Here is a 19,092-nt window from a genome sequence, read left to right as displayed (position 1 = left end):
AACTGTCCGGCCACTGTACTGTTATCCGTACGCCAATCTGTACAGGCGTCTGCCGGGCTCAATCATCCAGCGGCAGCGCCAGGGTTTCCTTGATCTCTTCCATCACCACATAGCTCTTGGACTGCGCCGCCCCGGGCAGTTGCAGCAGGATGTCGCCGAGCAGCTTGCGGTATTCGGCCATGCCGCGGATGCGCGCCTTGATGAGGTAGTCGAAGTCGCCCGAGACCAGGTGACACTCCTGCACCTCGGGAATGCGCAGCACCTCACGGCGGAACTGTTCGAACATGTTGCCGGACTTGTGGTTGAGCGTGATTTCCACGAACACCAGCAAGGTCGCCCCCAATGACTCCGGATTGACGCGCGCGTAATAGCCGCTGATGACGCCATCGCGCTCCATGCGCCTGACCCGTTCGATGCAGGGCGTGACCGACAGGCCGACCTGCTCGCCCAGTTCCTTCATGGAGATGCGGCCATCCTTTTGCAGCACCGCCAGGATGCGATGATCGAGTTTGTCGAGGGTGCGGACGGACTGTTGCTGAGTTCTCATGAAATTTTCCCGTTTCAGCGCCATTTTCATGAATCGTTCATGAAATCAGCCATAAATACGCGAACAAACACTGCTTATTCACCCATATGATAGCTGAATCTTCTAATCCAGCAGCCTATTGCAGCGGCATCATCAACACGGGGAGTTCAGCATGCGCGTCGTCATTCTTGGAAGCGGTGTCATCGGGGTCACCAGCGCCTGGTATCTGGCCAGGGCCGGCCACGACGTGACCGTGCTGGACCGCCAGCCCGGCCCCGCGCTGGAGACCTCCTTCGGCAATGCCGGCCAGATTTCCCCCGGCTACGCTTCACCGTGGGCTGCACCCGGCATTCCGCTCAAGGCCATCAAGTGGATGTTCCAGGAACACGCCCCGCTGGCCATCCGCCCGGACGGCACCCTCAATCAACTGCGCTGGATGTGGCAGATGCTGCGCAACTGCAATGCCGACAGCTACGCCGTCAACAAGGAACGCATGGTGCGCCTGGCCGAATACAGTCGCGACTGCCTGCGCGACCTGCGCGCCGACGTCGGCATCCCCTATGAAGGCCGCCAGCAAGGCACGCTGCAACTGTTCCGCTCGCAGGAGCAACTCGATGGCGCCGCCAAGGACATCGCCGTGCTGCAGGAAGCCGGTGTCCCCTTCGAACTGCTGACGCCCGGGCAACTGGGCGGCGCCGAACCGGCACTGGAAAAAGTCCGCGGCAAGCTCACCGGCGGCCTGCGCCTGCCCAACGATGAAACCGGCGACTGCCAACTCTTCACCACGCGCCTGGCGCAGATGGCCGAGCAACTGGGCGTGAAGTTCCGCTATGGCGTCTCCATCGACGCCCTCACCATGGCCGGTGGCAAGATCGCCGGCGTGGTCTGCGGCAAGGAACTGGTACAAGCCGACAGCTACGTGGTGGCCCTCGGTTCCTACTCGCCGCAGATGTTGCGCGAGGTGCCGGGGCTGCCTGCCATTCCGGTGTATCCGCTCAAGGGTTACTCGATCACCGTACCGATCACCGATGCCTCGGCCGCTCCGGTCTCGACCATTCTTGATGAGACCTACAAGATCGCCGTTACCCGTTTCGACGACCGCATCCGCGTGGGCGGCATGGCCGAGATCGTCGGCTATGACACGGCCCTCAAGGCCAAGCGACGCGCCACGCTGGAACTGGTGGTCAACGACCTCTTCCCCGGTGCCGGTGATACCAGTCAAGCCAGCTTCTGGACCGGGCTGCGCCCGATGACGCCGGACGGCACGCCGGTGGTCGGTGCCACGCCAGTGTCGAACCTGTACATCAACACCGGCCACGGCACGCTGGGCTGGACCATGTCCTGCGGCTCGGGCCAGTTGCTGGCCGACCTGATCTCGGGCCGCCGCCCCGCCATCGCCCATGAAGACCTGTCGGTAGCGCGCTACCTGTCCTCGGGCGGCCACGTGCAGACACCGCGCCTGGCAGGCGCCTGATGAGCGAACGGGTCCATCCTCGATAGTCTCTTCTGCATCCCTCGCAGAATGGTTGGCCGGAGTGAATTGCTCCGGCCTTTTTTATGCGTGCGGTCAGGTCAGCGACAGCGCAGCCGGTGCAGCCGAAATCACGGGTGCTGCCGAAATCACGGGTGCTGCCGCGCCCGTCTCACCGGGCAGTCTGAAGGACTGCATCAGCGTAACCAATTTGCTGGCCTGAGCGCTCAGGCTTTCCGCTGCGGCGGCGGATTGCTCCACCAATGCCGCGTTCTGCTGGGTCACATCGTCGAGTTGCTCCACGGCGGTGCCGACCTGGGAAATGCCCTGGGTCTGCTCCTGAGTGGACACACCAATCTCGCCGACCAGCGCCGCCACCTGACGCACCTGCGTCACCACACCTCCGATGGCCTCCGATGCCTCCTGCACCTTGGCATAACCGCTGTCCACCTTGCTCACGCTCTCCTCGATGAGGATCTTGATTTCGCGCGCAGCCTGGGCTGAGCGATGGGCCAGCGTGCGCACCTCCGACGCCACCACGGCAAATCCGCGCCCCTGCTCGCCGGCGCGCGCCGCTTCCACCGCCGCATTGAGCGCCAGAATATTGGTCTGGAAGGCAATGCCATCGATCACCGTGATGATCTCCTTGATGCGCGCCGAACTGGAGGCGATGTCGCCCATCAGCGCCACCACGCCCGCCACCGCTTCGCCGCCCTGGCTGGCGGCATGGCTCACCGCATCGGCACGCTGCACGGCCTGACCCACAGTCTGTGCGTTATGCCTGACCGAGCCGGTCAGTTGCTCCATGGACGCCGCCGTTTCCTCCAGATTGGAAGCCTGTTCTTCGGTGCGCTGGCTCAGATTCAGATTGCCGTCGGCGATCTCGGAGGCGCCGGTATCGATGGCGTGGCAGCTTTTATAGACCTCCTGCACCAGATGCGACAGACGCAAGCGCATGCCTTCCATGGCAGCCAGCAGGCTGTGACGGTCCCCCTCACGCAAGCGCACCGCACTGGCCAGATCGCCCTGCGCGATGGTCTGCGCCACTTCCATCGCATAACGCGGCTCGCCGCCCAGCTGGCGCGTGATCGAGCGCTGGATCAGCGCCGCGAAGGCCAGCCCCAGCACCACCATCGCGCCCAGCAAGGCCACCAGATACCAGGCTGTGCGTTCGACGCTTGCAGCCGAACGATCGATGTGGTCCTGCACCGCCTGGTCATAGATCTTGACGATCTTCAGGAAGACGTCGCGCAGCTTGACGTGCGCCGGATCGGTATTCTTCTGCAACTCGGCCAGCGCGCCTGCGGTATCGCCCTGGTCCGCCTTTTCCATCAAGGTCTGGAACGACTGACGATATACCGGCCAGGCCTGGTTCAGGGTCGCCACCAGCGGCTCCAGTTCGGGAGTCTTTTCAGCCCGCTGCAGATAATCAAAGGCAGCCTGGATCTGTGCTTCCGCCTTTTGATTGAAAGCCCGCGTACCGGCGCGGGAATTGGGGTCTCCCACATTCGGATAGAGGTAGGAATAACCGCGCCGGAAGTGGATCGCCATAGCCAGAGCGGCGGTATTGAGCGTCTGCATCGGCGCCACCTGCTCCTTGTACATCTGGCGCTCCTGGGCGCTGATGCTGCGCAGACTGAGGATGCTCCAGCTCACCATGAACAGCATGGCGACCAGGAATAAAGCGGACAGCAAGGCCAGCCGCGCAGACACGCGCAGCGATTGCAGAAATGACATGGTGAATCCTCCCGAGTAAGGCGAACTATCGTTGTTGTTTGATCCGCAGCCCCTGCGCGAATGCCATCGTCACACCGGTGGTCCGGCAGGTTGTACGATGTCGGTCTAATTTACACCAGAGTGAGCCAGAATATGAAGGAATTTACCTAACAAGCGGCTTACGGGCTGCCACCATGCGCCGCCAGGGCCGCCACGTGGGCGGAGGGGACCTGCCCCGTCATGCGCCTGAACATGGTCGAAAAGGTCGCCGGCTGTTCATAGCCCAGGTCATAGGCAATGGCCGTCACCGAATGCCCCAGCGCCAGCCGCGAGATCGCGTTGACGATGCAGGCGCGCAGCCGCCATTGCTGGAAGCCCATGCCGGTCTGCGCCAGGAATTTGCGGGTGAAGCTGCGCTCGCTCATGTGCAGTTGCGCCGCCCACTCGGCCGGACGCGAGCGAATCGACGGCGCCCGCATGAAATCCCGGCACAGCGCCCCCAACTTCTCCTCCTGCGGCAGCGGCACGTGCATTGGAATCTCGCGGGCCCGGCCGATCTCCTTGAGCAGCAGGTGCATCAGGGTTTCTTCGCGGCTATGGGGTGCGTAGTGCGGATCGATGCGGGTGGCTTCGATCAGCAGCTCGCGCAGCAGCGGGTGCACTTCCAGCACCTGGCAGGTCTGCGCGGCGCGGGGCGCATGTTCGGGCTCGACAAAGGCGCTGCAGGTAGTCACCGGCAAGAGCATGCGGCTCTGGTGCTCGCGCCCGGAAGGAATCCACACCGCGTGCTGCGGCGGCACCACCCAGGCACCATCCTGCGTCACCACCTGCATCAATCCACCCAGTCCGAACAGCAACTGTGCCCGGCGATGGCTGTGCCAGGCCTGCAGCGAACCGCGCGCATAATCGGCCCCGGCCGCCACCACGGGGCGCGCGATACGATCCACGCGGTCGATGGGCAGCGGGGAACGGGAGGGAGAAGGCTTGCGCATGGTCTGGTCTCGCTTGGCGTACATTCGAAGATGAGCGCCCGATCATTGAAACACCGCCATCACGAAGCTCCCCTCGCAGTTTGGCGGAAATTCAAACATTCTTGACCCAAGTACGAAAGTCAGTCAACCCGACCTACCCTACTGTACGGTTTTCATTCAACGATTTCGCCATGCCTGCTCCGCTCCTCTCCGGCATCCTGGTCGCGCTGATCTGGGGTGTGCAGCCCGTGATCTCGCGCTATGGTTTCCAGCAAGGGCTCACGCCCCTGGATGCGACCTTGATGCGCTTTCTCACCAGCGGCCTGCTGATCCTGCCCTTCGCATGGCGGCGCGGGCTCTGGCATGCCTGCGGTGTTGGCTGGGGACGCGGGCTGGTGTTGTTCCTGCTGTCAGGTCCCTTGTTCAGCCTGGTGCTGGTGGCGGGCGTGAACTACGCACCGGCTTCGCACGGCGCGCTGATCCATCCGGCCTTGACACCCTTGTTCGGCATGGCGATCAGCCGCTTCGCTCTGGGGCAGCGCGAACGCATCTCTCTGTGGGGTGTGGCGCTGCTGCTGGCGGGGCTGGTACTGGTGGCGCTCAATGGCATCCTCGCCAGCGGCGCACTGGTTCCGGATGGCGCGTGGCGGGGCGATCTGCTGTTCGTGCTCTCGGCGCTGATGTGGTCGAGTTACCTGATGCTCAATCGCGCCTGGAAGATTGCGCCGCTGGATGCGGTGGCGCTCACGCAAGTGCTGTCACTGCTCTGCGTGCTGCTGGCGCTGCCGTGGCTGGGCACGCAGACCTTCAGCAAGCCGACGTCGGCACTGCTGCTGCAGAGCGCTTATCACGGCGTGTTGGTGAGCATCGTCAGTGTCGCCCTGTTCAACTGGGTGGTAGCGCGCCTGGGCGTGAAGGCGCTGATGTTGAATGCGCTCTCGCCCCTGTTTGGCGTACTGGCCTCGGCGTGGATCCTGGGCGAGACGCTGTCGGTGTCGATGATGACCGGTGCCGTGGCCATCGTCGCCGGACTGGGCGTGACCATGAAAAAGACGCGCCCGGTGCGCACACCGGGCCAGTGATGCAGACGGCGCGGCTGCGGCCGCTCAGGGCCGCACGGCCCCGTTGACCGCCAGGTACACCGCGTAGAGCGACGTGGTGGCGGTGATGAAGAGGCGATTGCCGCGCGCTCCGCCGAAGACCACATTGGACACCACTTCCGGAATCAGGATCTTGCCCAGCAAGGTGCCATCCGGCGCATAGCAATGCACGCCATCGCCGGCCGAGGTCCAGATGTTACCCTGCGCATCCAGCCGGAAACCGTCGGCCAGGCCCGGATCGATGGTGGCAAACACCTCCCCGCCCTTGAGCGTGGTGCCATCGACCACATCGAACACACGGATGTGATGTGGCCCGCCCGCACGGTGAGTCAGACCGGTGTCGGCGATGTAGAGCCGGCTTTCATCGGTGGAGAAGGCCAGGCCATTGGGACGCTCCAGGTCGCCGGAAACCAGACTGATCTCGCCGCTCGATCCATCGATGCGATAGACGTTGCAGGCGCCGATCTCGCTCTGGGCCTGGTAGCCCTCGTAATCGCTGTTGATGCCGTAGTCCGGATCGGTGAACCAGATCGAACCATCGGACTTGACCACCACGTCATTGGGCGAGTTGAGGCGCTTGCCCTGCCAGTGCGAGGCCAGCGTCGTGATGCTGCCGTCATGCTCGGTACGCACCACCGCGCGGTCGCCATGCAGGCAAGCGACGATGCGACCCTCGCGATCCAGCGTATTGCCGTTGTTGAAGTGGGAGGGCTGACGAAATACGCCCGCCCCGGCACCTTCGGACCAGCGCATCAGGCGGTTGTTGGGAATGTCGCTCCAGATCAGTTCCTGGGTAGCGGGCAACCACACCGGACCTTCGGCCCAGCGGCAACCCCGGTAGAGGCAATCGACCTGAGCGGTGTCGATGACCATGCGGCGAAAGCGTGCGTCGAGATGCTGGAAGGGAGTTTCGGGCAGGGGCATGTGTTCTCCTATTGATGTTGGTAGCACTTTAGCGGCGTTGGGTCGCGGGCTTTTCCAATTCTTGGCGGTCCGAAAAATCAGGGGCAGGTCACAGCTCACGTCAAGGTCAACGGTTCATAAGGGTTACGCAAAGGGGCGTTCACTTCTTAAAAGCGGCATTCCCGGCCGACGGGATCCAACATAATCCCCCCTCCGACTTACAAATATTGGCCAGTTACCTACAAGTGAATCTCCAAAATTTCCTGTCACCATATACTTCGTAGACTGGTATGGAAAATACCAACCATCATCTTCTTCTCGAACAAGAGATTCAAATATTGCATATGGGACCCCGCCAGGTTCTTGGGAAAGACGCTCAAGATGATCAAGCGCCATTTTTTTAGCCATTGCAAAATCAATATTCATGGATACCCACACCCCAGGACGAGGACGACCGGTTACTATGCTGTTCGTCCGAGTTCTGCGCAGCGATGAGATTGATATCGTTGTCCGCCCTCAATGCCAGATCGCCCTTGGCGTTGATGTCGCTGCCCGCAATGGTGATGTTGCTGTTGGTGCCATCGCCTGTAGCACGGATGCTCATGTTGCCACCCGAAGCAAGAGCAGAACCCCGCTGCGTCACCGTATTCTGTTCCGTGCGGTTGCTGTTCTGGCTGCTGCCAATCGTAGCGCTGATGCCGATGTTGGCTGAACCCTCGGTAGCGCCCTTCTGCATCTCTCCCACGGCGCTGTAGGCCGACATGCCTGCTGTCGCCGCAGCCAATGCCTTTACGCGACCATCCTTGGTCTTGCTCGCCGCTTCCGCCATCTGGTCTACCGTCTGGATAGCCGAGATCACCGGGCTGGTCACCGCCACCGTCAGGCCACTTTGCTTATACTTGTCTTCCGTGGTGCTCTTGCTGGCTTGCTCTGCCGCACGGATCTCGACCGACTTGGCCGCGATATCCACATCCCCCTTCGGCGCCAGCACATCGCTGCCGACTTGCGCATAGCGATTGCCCGCCACAACGCTGACGTTCCCATCCGTGCTACCCACGGTAGACGCAGAAGCCGTCTGGTCTTGTGTCTTTCCGTCATGGCTTTGCTCTCGGGTGCCTATGGTCACGCCGAAGCCTGATCCCATCACGCCGCTGGTTCTCTCCTGACGGAAATTGCTTTGCGTATTGTTATCAACGGCAGCCACGATGTTGATGTCGTTGCCTGCGGCAAGGCCAGTGCCTTCGGTGGAAACAACATTGCTACCTTTGACGTTGATGTCATTGCCCGCCCGCACCGCCACCGTATTGCCCGAGAAGGTTGTCCCCTGATTGATGGCCTGGCTGCTGCTGTCATCCGTGGTAACCGTGCGCGAGGCCAGCATGCCGCCGCTGTCGCTCTTCTTGTGCTGGTCTCGCGCGCTGGCCGTGCTCACATCGGTGCCGATGTTGATGTTGTTGGCCGCCGTGGCGGACAACGAGCCTTCGGCGTTGACGTAGGCTGCCTGAGCGTTGATATCGCGGCCTGCCGTGACGCTGATCTCCTTGCCTTGTACCCTCCGCGTTGATGGTGGCGCTGCTGTTGTTGAGTTCGCGCGCGCTGCCGCTGGCCTTCTTGTCGGTATCCAGCGCCCCGCCGATGACCATGTCACCCACCGAGTAAATCAGCGCGTGCTCGCTGTTGTTGATGACGCCCGCACCGATGTCGAGCCGCTTGCGCGCCGCAATCACCGGAGCGCTGGTCACGCCGTCGACGGTCTCGGCCTGGTTGTTCAATACATCGGCACCGACGGCGACGTTGTCGCCATAGATGCGCCCCGTGCCGAGGTTGTTGACGGTACTGCTCTCGATGACGGTGTTGACGCCATCGATCACGCCACGGTTGATGAAGGTGTGGATGTCCGTGGCCTTGAGCCGCACGCTATTGCCCACCAGCGAGCCGCTGGCGCGATTGTCGATGGTGGCTGCCGTCAGCATGAGCGTGCCGCCCGCCCCGACGGCACCGGCATTGGCAAACCGGCCCGTCGTGCGCAGGTCGAGGTCGCCACTGGCCCCTATCTGGCCGGTATGAAGAATCGATCCCACCAGATCGATGCGCAGGTCCTTCTGGCTCAGGAACCTGCCGTCCCCCGTGAAGGAATAGGCCAACACGCTGGTCTGCTGTCCGGCGATGACGGTGCCCTTGTCGTTGTCGATGACCAGCGCACGGCCGCTCGGGTTGGCATCGCTCAGGGTGGCGCTGCGGGTGGCGGAAATCAGGCCGCCCTGGTTGTCGATGCGGCTGTCGGCCACCAGCGTGATGGCATCGCCCCGCATGGCGCCCTGACGGTTGCTGATCTCGGCGGCGGCGACGCTGACGGTGGCGCCTTCCATGCCCTGGTCTTTGGCCAGGGTGTCATCGTTGCGCAGCACTGCGGCCTGCACGTGGACGGTGGCATCCGAGCGGATCAGGCCGCCGCTGTTGTCGAGACTACCGACCTTGAGATCGACCGACTGCGCCGCCTTCACCTGTCCGCTGTTGCGCATGTCCGCCGACGCCTGCAGCGCCAGGTCGGTACTGCTGCCGATGCTGCTGCGGTTGTCGATGCTGGCCGCGCTCATCTGCACCTTGCCTTCACCACCGATGCTGCCAGTGTTTTGCAGCGCCCCGCTGGCCTGCACATTCAAGGCACCGGCACTGACGATGCTGCCGCGATTGTCCAGCGCGCTGGTGGCCAGGCGGGCCGCGCTCTGGCTGCCCAGCTCGCCGGTATTGCTGATGCCGTCGTTCGTCTGCACGGTCAGCAAACCCTTGGCGGTGAGGCTGCCGCTGTTTTCCAGGCGACCGTCGGCCGTCACCACGGCCTGCCCTACCGATGCGCCGATGGCGCCCGCATTGCGCACACCCACCCCATGTTCGGTGGCGCTCAGGTAGATGTGGCCCGCGTACATGCCGCCCAGTTGCGCCACATCGATGGCCACCGCCGGTGCGGCCTCGGTGGCGGCTACGCCAGGGACCACGCTGGTGTGATCCGCACTCACCGTGTTCAGGCCCGTACTGACCTTGAGTTCCGGGGCCCAGATGCCCGCGTTGACCTGCACTGCGCGCGCGATGATCTCGGCGTAGTCGGTGCGGCTGCCATCCATGCCATTGCCCTCGATGCGGACCGCACCGCGCGCCACCCGATAACTCTCCAGCTGGCCGCTGACTATCTGCGGTACGCCCGTAGTGAGGGTGGCGCGGCTGGCATTGAGAAAACCACAGCCCGCGCAGCTGATGCCGGCCGCATTGGCCACCACCACCTGGGCCCGCGCCCCCGCCACCTCCAGGTAACCGCGCAGGTAGCTGGGGTTGGCCGAGTTGACCTGGTTGACGATCACCCGCGCAGCTCCCGTGGCCAGCCACGGGTTGCCAGCCACATAGCCCCCCAGCTGCGTGGCCGTGGTGCTGCGGGCATTGTTGAGGATGGCGCCACGGGCGCCGACATCGAACTGCCGATAACTGTTGAGCGACACCCCGGCCGTACTGGGCGTCTGGATGTTGACCACCGGCACGCCATTGGGCGTGACCAGCACGGTGGGCTGCTGGTTGCGCGGGGCGTTGCGGTCGCCGAGGATCTGCGCATGGGCCACCGTGTTCATGGTCAGCGCCACCGATACGGCCAGCAGCGAGAAGCGCAGGACCGACGACAACAGGCCCGCCGTGGCCGTACCACCACACGCGCTGCCACCGTGCGGCCGCAGGCCGGAGGCGATTTCTGCAACGGCCATCCACTGGCCACGAGGCCGGTTGAAAACCAGCCGGTAACGCTGACGATTCATGGAACACCCCTGGAGCTGTTGTTGTTGTGACCGGTCAGCGCTTTGTTGTTTTTCGTTGCCGGTTGGAAATGTTTTGCTTGCCAGGGGCTGGATGTTAATTTAGGTTAACGAGGAAGGGTGATTTTTCATCACGCGGGAAGTTTTCCTGTCGGCAAAATCCAACACTTGTTTTTCTGGCATCTCAATTCCTTTTGAATCCTTGTCCGGTGCGGCTCAGGGACGTCTTTACATGTTTTCAATTTTTCGCTCTCCCTCTTGCCACCTTGCGCTGATCCTCGGTCTGAACCTGGTCATTCCACTTGCCGTCGCGCAAACCGCCGTCAACCAGGAGCAGTTGCAACGCCAGCGAGAACGCGCTTTGCGCCAGCAACAAGAGCCGCGTCCCGACGTGAAGCTGGGCGTGCCCGCCGACGACGTGATGGCACAGGAATTTCCCGAGCACGAGCAACCGTGCCGGAGGATCACCTTGATTACCTTGGAGGGTGAGGAGGCCGACCGCTTCCGCTTTGCGCTCGACAGCGTGACCGGGCCGCAGGGTGCGACTGGCCGCTGCCTCGGTTCGCAAGGGGTCAACCTGGTGCTGGCTCGCGTGGAGAGCGCCATCGTCGCGCGCGGCTACACCACCACCCGCGTGCTGGCGCGTCCGCAGGACTTGTCCACGGGACGGCTGGTGTTGAGCGTGGTCCCGGGCCGTGTGCGCCACATCCGCTTTGCGGCCGATGCCGACGCGCGCGGGACCGCCTTCAATGCCCTGCCGGTCAGTCCTGGCGATATCCTCAACCTGCGCGATATCGAGCAGGGACTGGAAAACTTCAAGCGTCTGCCTACCGTCCAGGCCGATATCAAGATCACGCCCTCCGAGGATGAGGGCGCCCAGGCAGGTGATAGTGACCTGGTGATCCATTACCGGCAGTCCTTCCCCTTCCGTCTCACGGCATCGCTCGATGATGGCGGCAGCAAGGCCACCGGCAAATACCTGGCCGGGATTACTTTGTCCTATGACAATTGGTGGACCCTCAATGACCTCTTCTACGCGAGCGTGAGCCGCAGCCTGCATCACGATGGCGATCACGGCAGCCAGGCCTACACGCTGCATTACTCCCTGCCCTGGGGCAACTGGATGGCCGCCCTCACCATGTCGGGCAACCGCTATCACCAGACGGTCGCCGGTGCCTTCGAGAATTTCGTCTACAGCGGGCGCGCCGAAACCACCGAGTTCAAGCTGTCACGCCTGCTCTCCCGCGATGCCGGCAGCAAGAGCGTGATCTTTGGCAAAGCCTTGCTGCGCAAGGCCTACAACGCCGTCGATGACCTCGAGATAGGCGCCCAGCAACGCCGCACCACGGCCTGGGAGGCGGGCCTGAATCACCGGCAGTTCCTGGGCGATGTGATTGCCGACGCCACTCTGGCCTATCGCCGTTCGCTCGATACGCAAGGGGCCGAACCGGCCTCCTCCTTCGACCTGCCGCAGATCGGTACCCGCTATGGTCTGTGGCTGCTGGATGCCTCGCTCAATGCGCCGTTCCGGCTGGGCGGTGCAAGGCTGCGCTACGACGGGACGCTGCGCGCGCAGTGGAACCGTGGCCGATTGCCGCCGCAGGATCAGTTCTCCATCGGCGGACGTTACACGGTCCGTGGTTTCGACGGCGAGCTGACCCTGCAGGCCGAACGCGGCTGGTTCCTGCGCGATGAGCTGGCGCTGGAAATGGGAGAGAGCGGGCAGGAAGTGTTTGCCGCCGTCGATACCGGCGCGGTAGCAGGCCCGATGGCCCAGTTCCTCACCGGCCAGCGCTTGACGGGCGCCGCACTGGGCTTGCGCGGCAGCGTAACCAGGCTGAGCTATGAGATGTTCGTGGGCACGCCGCTATCCAAGCCGCAAGGTTTCCAGACCGCCGCCGTGACGGGAGGCGTCAACCTGCAATGGACATTCTGAGGCGAGTTCTCTGCCGACAAGACATGCTGCACGATGGGGAGCGCTCAACGGGCGCGGCGGAAAGTAAGGTTGTAGCGGCAGCGTCCGGTGAGCGCATGCTCGCCCTCGCGCAACGGATCGATGCCGTGGAAGGCCAGGCGCGCCGGGCCGCCCCACACCACCACATCGCCACTTTCCAGGCGCATGCGCTGCGGCTTGTCGGTGCGTGCCATGCCCCCGAAGAGGAAAGTCGCAGGCAAGCCCAGCGAGACCGAGACAATCGGTTGGGTCATGTCCAGTTCATTCTTGTCTTGGTGCAGCGACATGCGGGCAGCAGGTTCATAGCGATTGATGAGACAGGCGTCAGGATCGAATCCGGCGAAACCCGCCGCCGCCGCCGCCCGCCCGGCCAATGCCGCGAAGAGGGCGGGCATGGCCGGCCAGTCGCGCTCGACCAGCGGATCGCGTGACTGATAGCGATAGCCGCGACGATCCGTCACCCAGCCATACCGACCGCAATTGCTCATCGCTACCGACATGCGAAAGCCTCCCGGTGTCTGCATGTGGCGCAGGGGCGAAGCTTCCAGCACGGTGTCGATGGCGGCCATCAACCGGATCGCTTCGTCTTCATCGACAAAGGCGCGCAGCAGCAGCGCGCCCTCGGTGAGGGTCTCCATCGAAGGATCACGCGCCAGGCCAGCGAAGAGATCGCCGCTCACCGCGCGGGCTCCGGACGTGGGGGGGGATTGTCGATGAAGTGGCTCACTTCATCCAATGTCGGCGCGATGAAGCGCAGCGGCCTGGCCAGACTGCCGACCAGCGAGGCATGCGATGTGTTGTCGAAGTAGCGCTCCACCACCGGCACCTGCCGGGCGCGCAGCAGCCTGGCCAGGCCAGCGGTGTTGCGTTCGGCCGAGACCAGCCGATCCTTGTGCGAGGCGATCAGCAGCGCAGGGGGCGCACCCGCCTGCACGTGGCGCACCGGTTGCGAATCCGGCGGGGAATCGGGGGCGAAGAAAACCGGTTTCACGTCCGCGTTTTCGATGGGCAGGAAATCATACGGTCCGGCCAGTCCGATCCAGCCGCGCAGAGCATCCGGCGAGGCGCCCGCTGCGTGCAGCCAGCGTGGGTCCAGCGCCACCATGGCGGCGTTGTAGGCACCGGCACTATGTCCCATGACAAAGACGCGCTGGGGATCGCCACCCAGCTCGCGCACCGAACGCAGGGTCCAGGCCACGGCCTGGGCACTGTCCTTGACGAAATCCGGATAGCGGACTTCGGGATAGACGCGGTAGTCCGGCAGCACCGCGATGTAGCCACGCGAACTCAAGGCCTCGCCGACGAAGGCGTAGTCCTTGCGGCTGCCCTCGTTCCAGCTGCCGCCATAGAAGAAGACCACCACCGGCAAGCCAGGACCGGAACCGGCTTGCGGGGCGCCGACCGGGCGATAGATGTCGAGCTTTTGACGCGGGTTATCGGTGTTGGCATACGCCACGCCTTCGGTCTTGACGTAGGAGGAAGTGGGCGTGAGGGCATTGATGGCCGTCAGCGGTGAACAGGCGACGACGCCACCCAGGATCAGTACCGCGCCAGCGAACGCGAGACCGGCCTTGCCAAGTACGTGCATGCGCAACTCCAGCCATGAAGAAAAACCTATTGTAGCCGCGCACGACAAAGCCTTCAGGAGGGGGCGTCGTCCCGGCTCCCTGCTTCATGCGCGAGCAAGGCGGCCTTGCGCGCGATACCCCAGCGATAGCCCGAGGGCGTGCCATCCAGGCGCACGATGCGATGGCAGGGAATCAGCAAGGCGATCTCGTTGCGGGCACAGGCATTGGCTACGGCGCGCACGGCATTGGGCTGACCGATGCGCGCGGCCAGTTCGGCGTAGGTCAGCGTGATGCCTGGCGGCACCGCACGCAGGGCTTGCCAGACGCGCTGCTGGAAGGCCGTGCCACGGATGTCCAGCGGCAAGGCAGTGCCCTGGCGAGGGTCGTCCAGCGCTGCCAGTACCTGCGCGAGAGTCTGCTCGAAGGCGGCATCACCGGGGGCGAGATCGGCGTGGGGAAAGCGGTCCTGCAGTTGCTGCAACAGGGGCTCGGGCTCGCTGCCCAGGGCGACAGCGCAGATGCCCTGTTCGGTCGCTGCCACCAGCAAGGCCCCCAGCCAGCATTGCGCCACCGCGAAGCGGATTTTCTCGCCCTGGCCGCCGCGCCGGTAGACGTCAGGCTGCATGCCCAACTGCGCGGTACTGCGGGCATAGAAGCCTCCGCTGGAAGCAAAGCCGACTTCGTAGAGCGTCTCGGTCACGCTGGCACTGCCGCCCAGTTGCGCGCGCAGGCGTGCGGCGCGGTAGGCCTCGGCATAGCCCTTGGGGGTGAGCCCCGTCTGTTGCTTGAACAGACGATGGAAGTGATAGCGACTCAGACCCGCGGCCTGGGCCAGGGTGGCGGTGTCAGGCGGTTCACCGGCCTGCTCGATCAGGCGGCAGGCCTGCGCGATGGCGCGGGCCTGGCGTTCGTGCAGGGGGGGCTGGTCAGGCTTGCAGCGCTGGCAGGGACGAAAACCAGCCGCTTCGGCCGCCGCACAGCTGGCATGGAAGTCCACATTCCTGCGCAAGGGCGTCCGTGCGCCACAGGAGGGCCGGCAATAGACACCGGTGCTGCGCACCGAATACCAGAACCGACCATCGAAGCCGGCATCGCGCTGCTGCACGGCTTGCCAGCAGGTTTGCGGGTCGAGGAGCGCAGCATCGGTGGCCGGGCCCGGCATGGGGGTAGAAGTCATGGTCAGCATGGAGTGCTCCCGGAATCAGATGGCACTGATTCTAGGCGCGTGCTACCGACGATGCACTCCGATCATTGCTTTTGAATTGCTGCGTGGATGAAACGCATCATCGGACAATTCAATGATGGCAGCCATCCATCATTGAATTTTCACATCATGTGGTTCAGCTCACTGCGAGAAACGGATGCGCTGGCGCGACTTCACCGGCTGCATCACGTGTTCCAGCGGCAGCTCGTGCGATTGCTTGACCTTCTTCAAGGTGATGTTGGACTTGACGTTGGTCACGCCCGGCAGGCGCAGCAGCCGGGTCATCATGAATTCGGAAAACGCCGCCAGGTCGGGGGCGACGATGCGCAGGATGTAGTCGCCCTCGCCGGTGACGGAAAAGCACTCGGTCACTTCCGGCATGGATTCCACGGCTTTCTCGAAGAGTTCGCCACGGGTTTCGCCCTGGCGGTCCAGGGTCACGGTGGTGAAGGCGGTCACGCCCAGGCCGACCACGGCCGGGTCCAGCACGGCGGTATAGCGCTCGATGACGTGGGCTTCTTCCAGCCGTTGTACGCGACGGCTGATCTGCGAAGTGGACAGATGCACTTTCAGACCCAGCGCGCTATTGGTAATATGGCCGTCTCGCTGCAATTCGGTCAGCAAGGCCAGGTCGTAGCGATCCACGTTGATGATGCTCATTTGTCTCTCCAAAGTTCATATTTAAGAATTATTTGTGCATATTATCTAATATATCGCGCAAAAAACAATCACAAATTGCAGTCTTGACGCAATAAACTCCTCGCATGGGCCGCGCTTGTCGGCCCTCCCTATTCGAGGAGACACCAGATGGGCCACGCAGACACCCAGTTCGCCACCGCAGCCGTCAATACCGCCAATACCGCCACCACCGTCAGTGGCGACCTGTTCGACAACCCCATGGGCACCGACGGCTTCGAGTTCGTCGAGTACACTGCCGCCGATCCGGCCGGCATTGCCGCCGTGCTGGAGCTGATGGGCTTCACGGCGGTGGCGCGCCACCGTTCCAAGAATGTCACCCTGTATCGCCAGGGCCAAATCAACTTCATCCTCAACGGCGAACCCCACAGCAATGCCGCCGCCTTTGCCCAGGTGCACGGCGCCTCGGTCAACGCCATGGCCTTCCGGGTGCGGGATGCAGCCCATGTGTACAAACGTGCACTGGAACTGGGCGCTGAAGGCGTGGAAGCCAAGCTCGGTCCGATGGAACTGAACATTCCTGCCATTCGTGGCATCGGCGGTTCGCTGCTGTATCTGGTGGATCGCTATGGCGACAACGGCTCCATCTATGATGTCGATTTTCAGTTCTTCCCCGACGTGGAGCGCAACCCCAAGGGCGTCGGCCTGACCTACATCGACCACCTGACCCACAACGTCATGCGCGGCGCGATGGATACCTGGTCTTCGTTCTACACGCGCCTGTTCAACTTCCGCGAGATCAAGTATTTCGACATCGAGGGCAAGGTCACGGGCCTGCGTTCGCGCGCCATGACCAGCCCCTGCGGCAAGATCCGCATTCCCATCAACGAGAGCGCCGACGACAAGTCGCAGATCGAGGAATTCATCAAGCAGTACAACGGCGAAGGCATCCAGCACATTGCCCTGGGCACCGACGACATCTACCAGACCGTGCGCGCCCTGTATGCACGTGGGGTGCCGCTGCAGGACACCATCGCCACCTACTATGACCTGGTGGAGCGGCGCATCCCCGGTCATGGCGAAGACCTCGATGCCCTGCGCGAGCTGAAGATCCTCATCGACGGCGCCCCCACGGCGGGCCAGGGTCTGCTGCTGCAGATCTTCACCCAGAACCTGATCGGCCCGGTGTTCTATGAAATCATCCAGCGCAAGGGCAATGACGGTTTTGGCGAGGGCAATTTCAAGGCTCTGTTCGAATCCATCGAGCTGGACCAGATGCGCCGTGGCGTGATCTGACCGCCGGGCGAACGCGCTCCTGCAGCCGCCATGCAAAAGACGCAGCGCCCTGGCCGGGCCTGCGTCTTTTCGTTTTTTTACTTTCCGAGACTCAAGATCGCGCCGGGAGCGCCGTAAATCCATGCAAAGGCAACACCGCTGTCCCCTTGCAATCCCTTGCGCCCAACGGGCCGGAGTCCGCATGAACGTCGCGTATGAACAAGAAAAACCTGCCCACGCCCCAGCTGAACCGGCCATGGCAGACACGCTGGACCATGACCCCGCCGAACTGGTGGCGCAATTGAGTCATCGTATCCTGCTGCTGCAACAGCAGACCCAATCCCTGGCCCGCTTCCCGGCCAACCGCGACGGCAAGCAGCAGCGTCAGTTGCTGCAGCAGCAGATCCGCACGCTCTACCAGCAGTTGTTCGTGCTGGAACAGCAGCAGGCGCGACAGCGCAGGCGCGGCGAAAACTATCTCACCATGGCCCTGTCGGTGGCCGCCCATGCCGCACACCAGCATGCCCGTGGCGAGCTGGCGGCAGCGGTGCTTTGAGGCCGGTTTCGCTTCCTTGAAGATTCTGCCGGCTCAATAACGCAGCCGCGACAGGCTCACCAGACAAGCCGCACCCGCCAGGGCAGCGGCAAAGCACAGCACCGGCGCATAGGGCGTGGCCGATATGCCCATGAGCATGGCCACCACCGAGGCACCCACAGTCTGCCCGGTCAGGCGTGCCGTTCCCAGCATGCCGCTGGCACCGCCCGTACGCTCACGTGGCGCGGCGCTGATCATGGTGCGATTGTTGGGCGACTGGAACAGCCCGAAGCCAACCCCGCATACCGCAAACATGGCCAGCATCACGCCATCGGGCGTGCTGCGGTCCACCGTCAGCAGGGCCAGCAAGCCCAGGCACATCACCGCCAGCCCCACCCCGCCCAGCAAGCCTGCCGAGATGCGATCCGAGAGCTTGCCCGCCACCACACCGGTGAGCGCTACCGCAATCGGCCAGGCCGTCAGCAACAGACCGGCGCGCGCTGCGCTCATGCCGAGTTGATTCTGCAGCAGGAAGGGCAGCATCACGAAGACCGACATCTGCGCCGCGAAGGAGCAGAACGAAGTACCGATGGAGAGCGCAAACAGGGGAATGCGCAACAGGTCCAGCGGCAACATGGGCGCACTGGGCGATTGCAGCTTCAACAGCAGCACCAGGCTGATGGCAGTCAGCAGCGCGCACAGTGCCACCACCCAGCCGCCTTGCAGATGACCGACGGCATCGATGGTATAGAGCAGCAAGCCGATGAAGCCCATGCAAAGCAAGGCGCTCTGGCGATCAAAACGGCGTTCCGAGAGCGGATTGGCCGGCAAGGCGCGGTTGCCCACGACCAGCGCTACCAGGCCGAGCGGGATGTTGATGAGGAACAGCCAGTGCCACGAGGCCAGATGCAGGATCAGGCCGGCCACGGTCGGGCCCAGGGCATTGCCGGTGCCGGCTACCAGGGCGTTGTAGCCGATGGCACGACCCAGCAGGCGGGCCGGATAGATGAAGCGGATCAGTGCGGTATTGACCGAGAGGATCCCGGCTGCGCCCAGTCCCTGCAGTACCCGCGCCAGGCTCAGTTGCAGCATGTCGCCGCTGGCCGCGCAGGCCAGCGAGGCCAGCGTGAAGAGAAACAGCCCGCCCAGGTAGACGCGCCGGTAGCCGATCACTTCTCCCAGCGACGCCAGCGGCAGCAGGCACACCGCCATGGCGATCTGATAGCTGTTGATGACCCAGATCGCATCGGCATCGCTGGCCTTGAGATCGGCCGCCATGGCCGGCAAGGCCAGGTTGGCGATGGAGCCGTCGAGCACGGCGATGGTCAGGCCCAACACCACCGTGGCGATGGCCAGCAGGCGCTGGCGCGGCGGCAGGCCGTCATGATCGGGAGAAACGCAAGGAAGAACGGAAGTAACAGACATGACTCTGCGCGGGG

At 63.5% G+C, this 19,092-nt stretch carries 17 protein-coding genes; 5 read left to right on the top strand and 12 right to left on the bottom strand.

Annotation, left to right across the window (positions count from 1 at the left end):
* Positions 1 to 58: 58 nt before the first annotated feature.
* Entirely contained in the window at positions 59 to 547 is a 489-nt protein-coding gene (locus HWE01_RS03960; protein ID WP_034350541.1) for an Lrp/AsnC ligand binding domain-containing protein, read from the bottom strand.
* A gap of 151 nt (positions 548 to 698) precedes the next feature.
* Here HWE01_RS03960 and HWE01_RS03955 point away from each other — a divergent pair, with 151 nt between their 5' ends.
* Entirely contained in the window at positions 699 to 2,000 is a 1,302-nt protein-coding gene (locus HWE01_RS03955; protein WP_241821130.1) for a D-amino acid dehydrogenase, read from the top strand.
* Between the two features lie 93 nt (positions 2,001 to 2,093).
* On the opposite strand, the gene HWE01_RS03950 is transcribed toward HWE01_RS03955, so the two are convergent.
* Together HWE01_RS03950 and HWE01_RS03945 are read right to left on the bottom strand one after the other, a co-directional pair.
* Complete coding sequence (locus tag HWE01_RS03950) at positions 2,094 to 3,734, bottom strand: methyl-accepting chemotaxis protein (RefSeq protein WP_175343198.1); 1,641 nt, start codon at positions 3,732 to 3,734, stop codon at positions 2,094 to 2,096.
* 158 nt (positions 3,735 to 3,892) lie between these two features.
* Positions 3,893 to 4,705 (bottom strand): AraC family transcriptional regulator, encoded by an 813-nt coding sequence (locus tag HWE01_RS03945; protein WP_034350538.1) that lies wholly within the window; start codon positions 4,703 to 4,705, stop codon positions 3,893 to 3,895.
* A gap of 170 nt (positions 4,706 to 4,875) precedes the next feature.
* Here HWE01_RS03945 and HWE01_RS03940 point away from each other — a divergent pair, with 170 nt between their 5' ends.
* On the top strand, positions 4,876 to 5,766 hold the full coding sequence (locus HWE01_RS03940) for a DMT family transporter (RefSeq protein WP_008327514.1): 891 nt from the start codon (positions 4,876 to 4,878) through the stop codon (positions 5,764 to 5,766).
* Between the two features lie 24 nt (positions 5,767 to 5,790).
* Here HWE01_RS03940 and HWE01_RS03935 read toward each other — a convergent pair whose 3' ends face one another.
* The 4 genes from HWE01_RS03935 to HWE01_RS03920 all read right to left on the bottom strand — a co-directional run bounded on the left by HWE01_RS03935 (position 5,791) and on the right by HWE01_RS03920 (position 10,484).
* Entirely contained in the window at positions 5,791 to 6,708 is a 918-nt protein-coding gene (locus HWE01_RS03935) for an SMP-30/gluconolactonase/LRE family protein (protein ID WP_008327513.1), read from the bottom strand.
* Between the two features lie 123 nt (positions 6,709 to 6,831).
* A complete protein-coding gene (locus tag HWE01_RS03930) occupies positions 6,832 to 7,113 on the bottom strand; it encodes a YrhB domain-containing protein (protein ID WP_081486033.1) in 282 nt (93 codons plus the stop codon).
* Positions 7,103 to 8,068, bottom strand: a complete 966-nt coding sequence (locus HWE01_RS03925; RefSeq protein WP_241821129.1) for a hemagglutinin repeat-containing protein — start codon at positions 8,066 to 8,068, stop codon at positions 7,103 to 7,105. Before HWE01_RS03925 ends, HWE01_RS03930 begins: the two co-directional genes overlap by 11 nt.
* Positions 8,037 to 10,484: a two-partner secretion domain-containing protein gene (locus tag HWE01_RS03920; protein WP_241821128.1), complete on the bottom strand. Its 2,448-nt coding sequence runs from the start codon at positions 10,482 to 10,484 to the stop codon at positions 8,037 to 8,039. Before HWE01_RS03920 ends, HWE01_RS03925 begins: the two co-directional genes overlap by 32 nt.
* A 229-nt stretch (positions 10,485 to 10,713) precedes the next feature.
* Here HWE01_RS03920 and HWE01_RS03915 point away from each other — a divergent pair, with 229 nt between their 5' ends.
* Entirely contained in the window at positions 10,714 to 12,417 is a 1,704-nt protein-coding gene (locus tag HWE01_RS03915) for a ShlB/FhaC/HecB family hemolysin secretion/activation protein (RefSeq protein ID WP_241821127.1), read from the top strand.
* 44 nt (positions 12,418 to 12,461) lie between these two features.
* Here the strand turns inward: HWE01_RS03915 and alkB are convergent, their stop codons facing one another.
* The 4 genes from alkB to HWE01_RS03895 form a co-directional block, all read right to left on the bottom strand.
* Positions 12,462 to 13,115, bottom strand: coding sequence for a DNA oxidative demethylase AlkB (alkB, locus tag HWE01_RS03910; protein ID WP_008327504.1), 654 nt, complete (start codon positions 13,113 to 13,115; stop codon positions 12,462 to 12,464).
* Complete coding sequence (locus HWE01_RS03905) at positions 13,112 to 14,023, bottom strand: alpha/beta hydrolase (protein WP_008327503.1); 912 nt, start codon at positions 14,021 to 14,023, stop codon at positions 13,112 to 13,114. Before HWE01_RS03905 ends, alkB begins: the two co-directional genes overlap by 4 nt.
* A gap of 53 nt (positions 14,024 to 14,076) precedes the next feature.
* Positions 14,077 to 15,189: a bifunctional DNA-binding transcriptional regulator/O6-methylguanine-DNA methyltransferase Ada gene (gene ada / locus HWE01_RS03900; RefSeq protein WP_008327501.1), complete on the bottom strand. Its 1,113-nt coding sequence runs from the start codon at positions 15,187 to 15,189 to the stop codon at positions 14,077 to 14,079.
* Between the two features lie 159 nt (positions 15,190 to 15,348).
* The gene (locus HWE01_RS03895) at positions 15,349 to 15,867 is read right to left on the bottom strand and encodes an Lrp/AsnC family transcriptional regulator (RefSeq protein ID WP_008327495.1); all 519 of its coding nucleotides are present in this window, start codon (positions 15,865 to 15,867) and stop codon (positions 15,349 to 15,351) included.
* 147 nt (positions 15,868 to 16,014) lie between these two features.
* On the opposite strand from HWE01_RS03895, the gene hppD reads away from it, so the two are divergent.
* Together hppD and HWE01_RS03885 are read left to right on the top strand one after the other, a co-directional pair.
* A complete protein-coding gene (gene hppD, locus HWE01_RS03890) occupies positions 16,015 to 17,139 on the top strand; it encodes a 4-hydroxyphenylpyruvate dioxygenase (protein ID WP_175343181.1) in 1,125 nt (374 codons plus the stop codon).
* Positions 17,140 to 17,320: 181 nt separating this feature from the next.
* Positions 17,321 to 17,674: a FlxA-like family protein gene (locus HWE01_RS03885; RefSeq protein ID WP_241821126.1), complete on the top strand. Its 354-nt coding sequence runs from the start codon at positions 17,321 to 17,323 to the stop codon at positions 17,672 to 17,674.
* A gap of 33 nt (positions 17,675 to 17,707) precedes the next feature.
* Here HWE01_RS03885 and HWE01_RS03880 read toward each other — a convergent pair whose 3' ends face one another.
* A complete protein-coding gene (locus tag HWE01_RS03880; RefSeq protein WP_241821125.1) occupies positions 17,708 to 19,078 on the bottom strand; it encodes an MFS transporter in 1,371 nt (456 codons plus the stop codon).
* Positions 19,079 to 19,092: the final 14 nt, after the last annotated feature.

The sequence above is a fragment of the Herbaspirillum sp. C7C8 genome (assembly GCF_022627875.1).
In the GTDB taxonomy this organism is placed as follows: Bacteria; Pseudomonadota; Gammaproteobacteria; order Burkholderiales; family Burkholderiaceae_D; genus Herbaspirillum.
The sequence above is the reverse complement of the archived record's forward strand: the minus strand, read 5'-3'. Positions and strand labels throughout refer to the sequence as shown.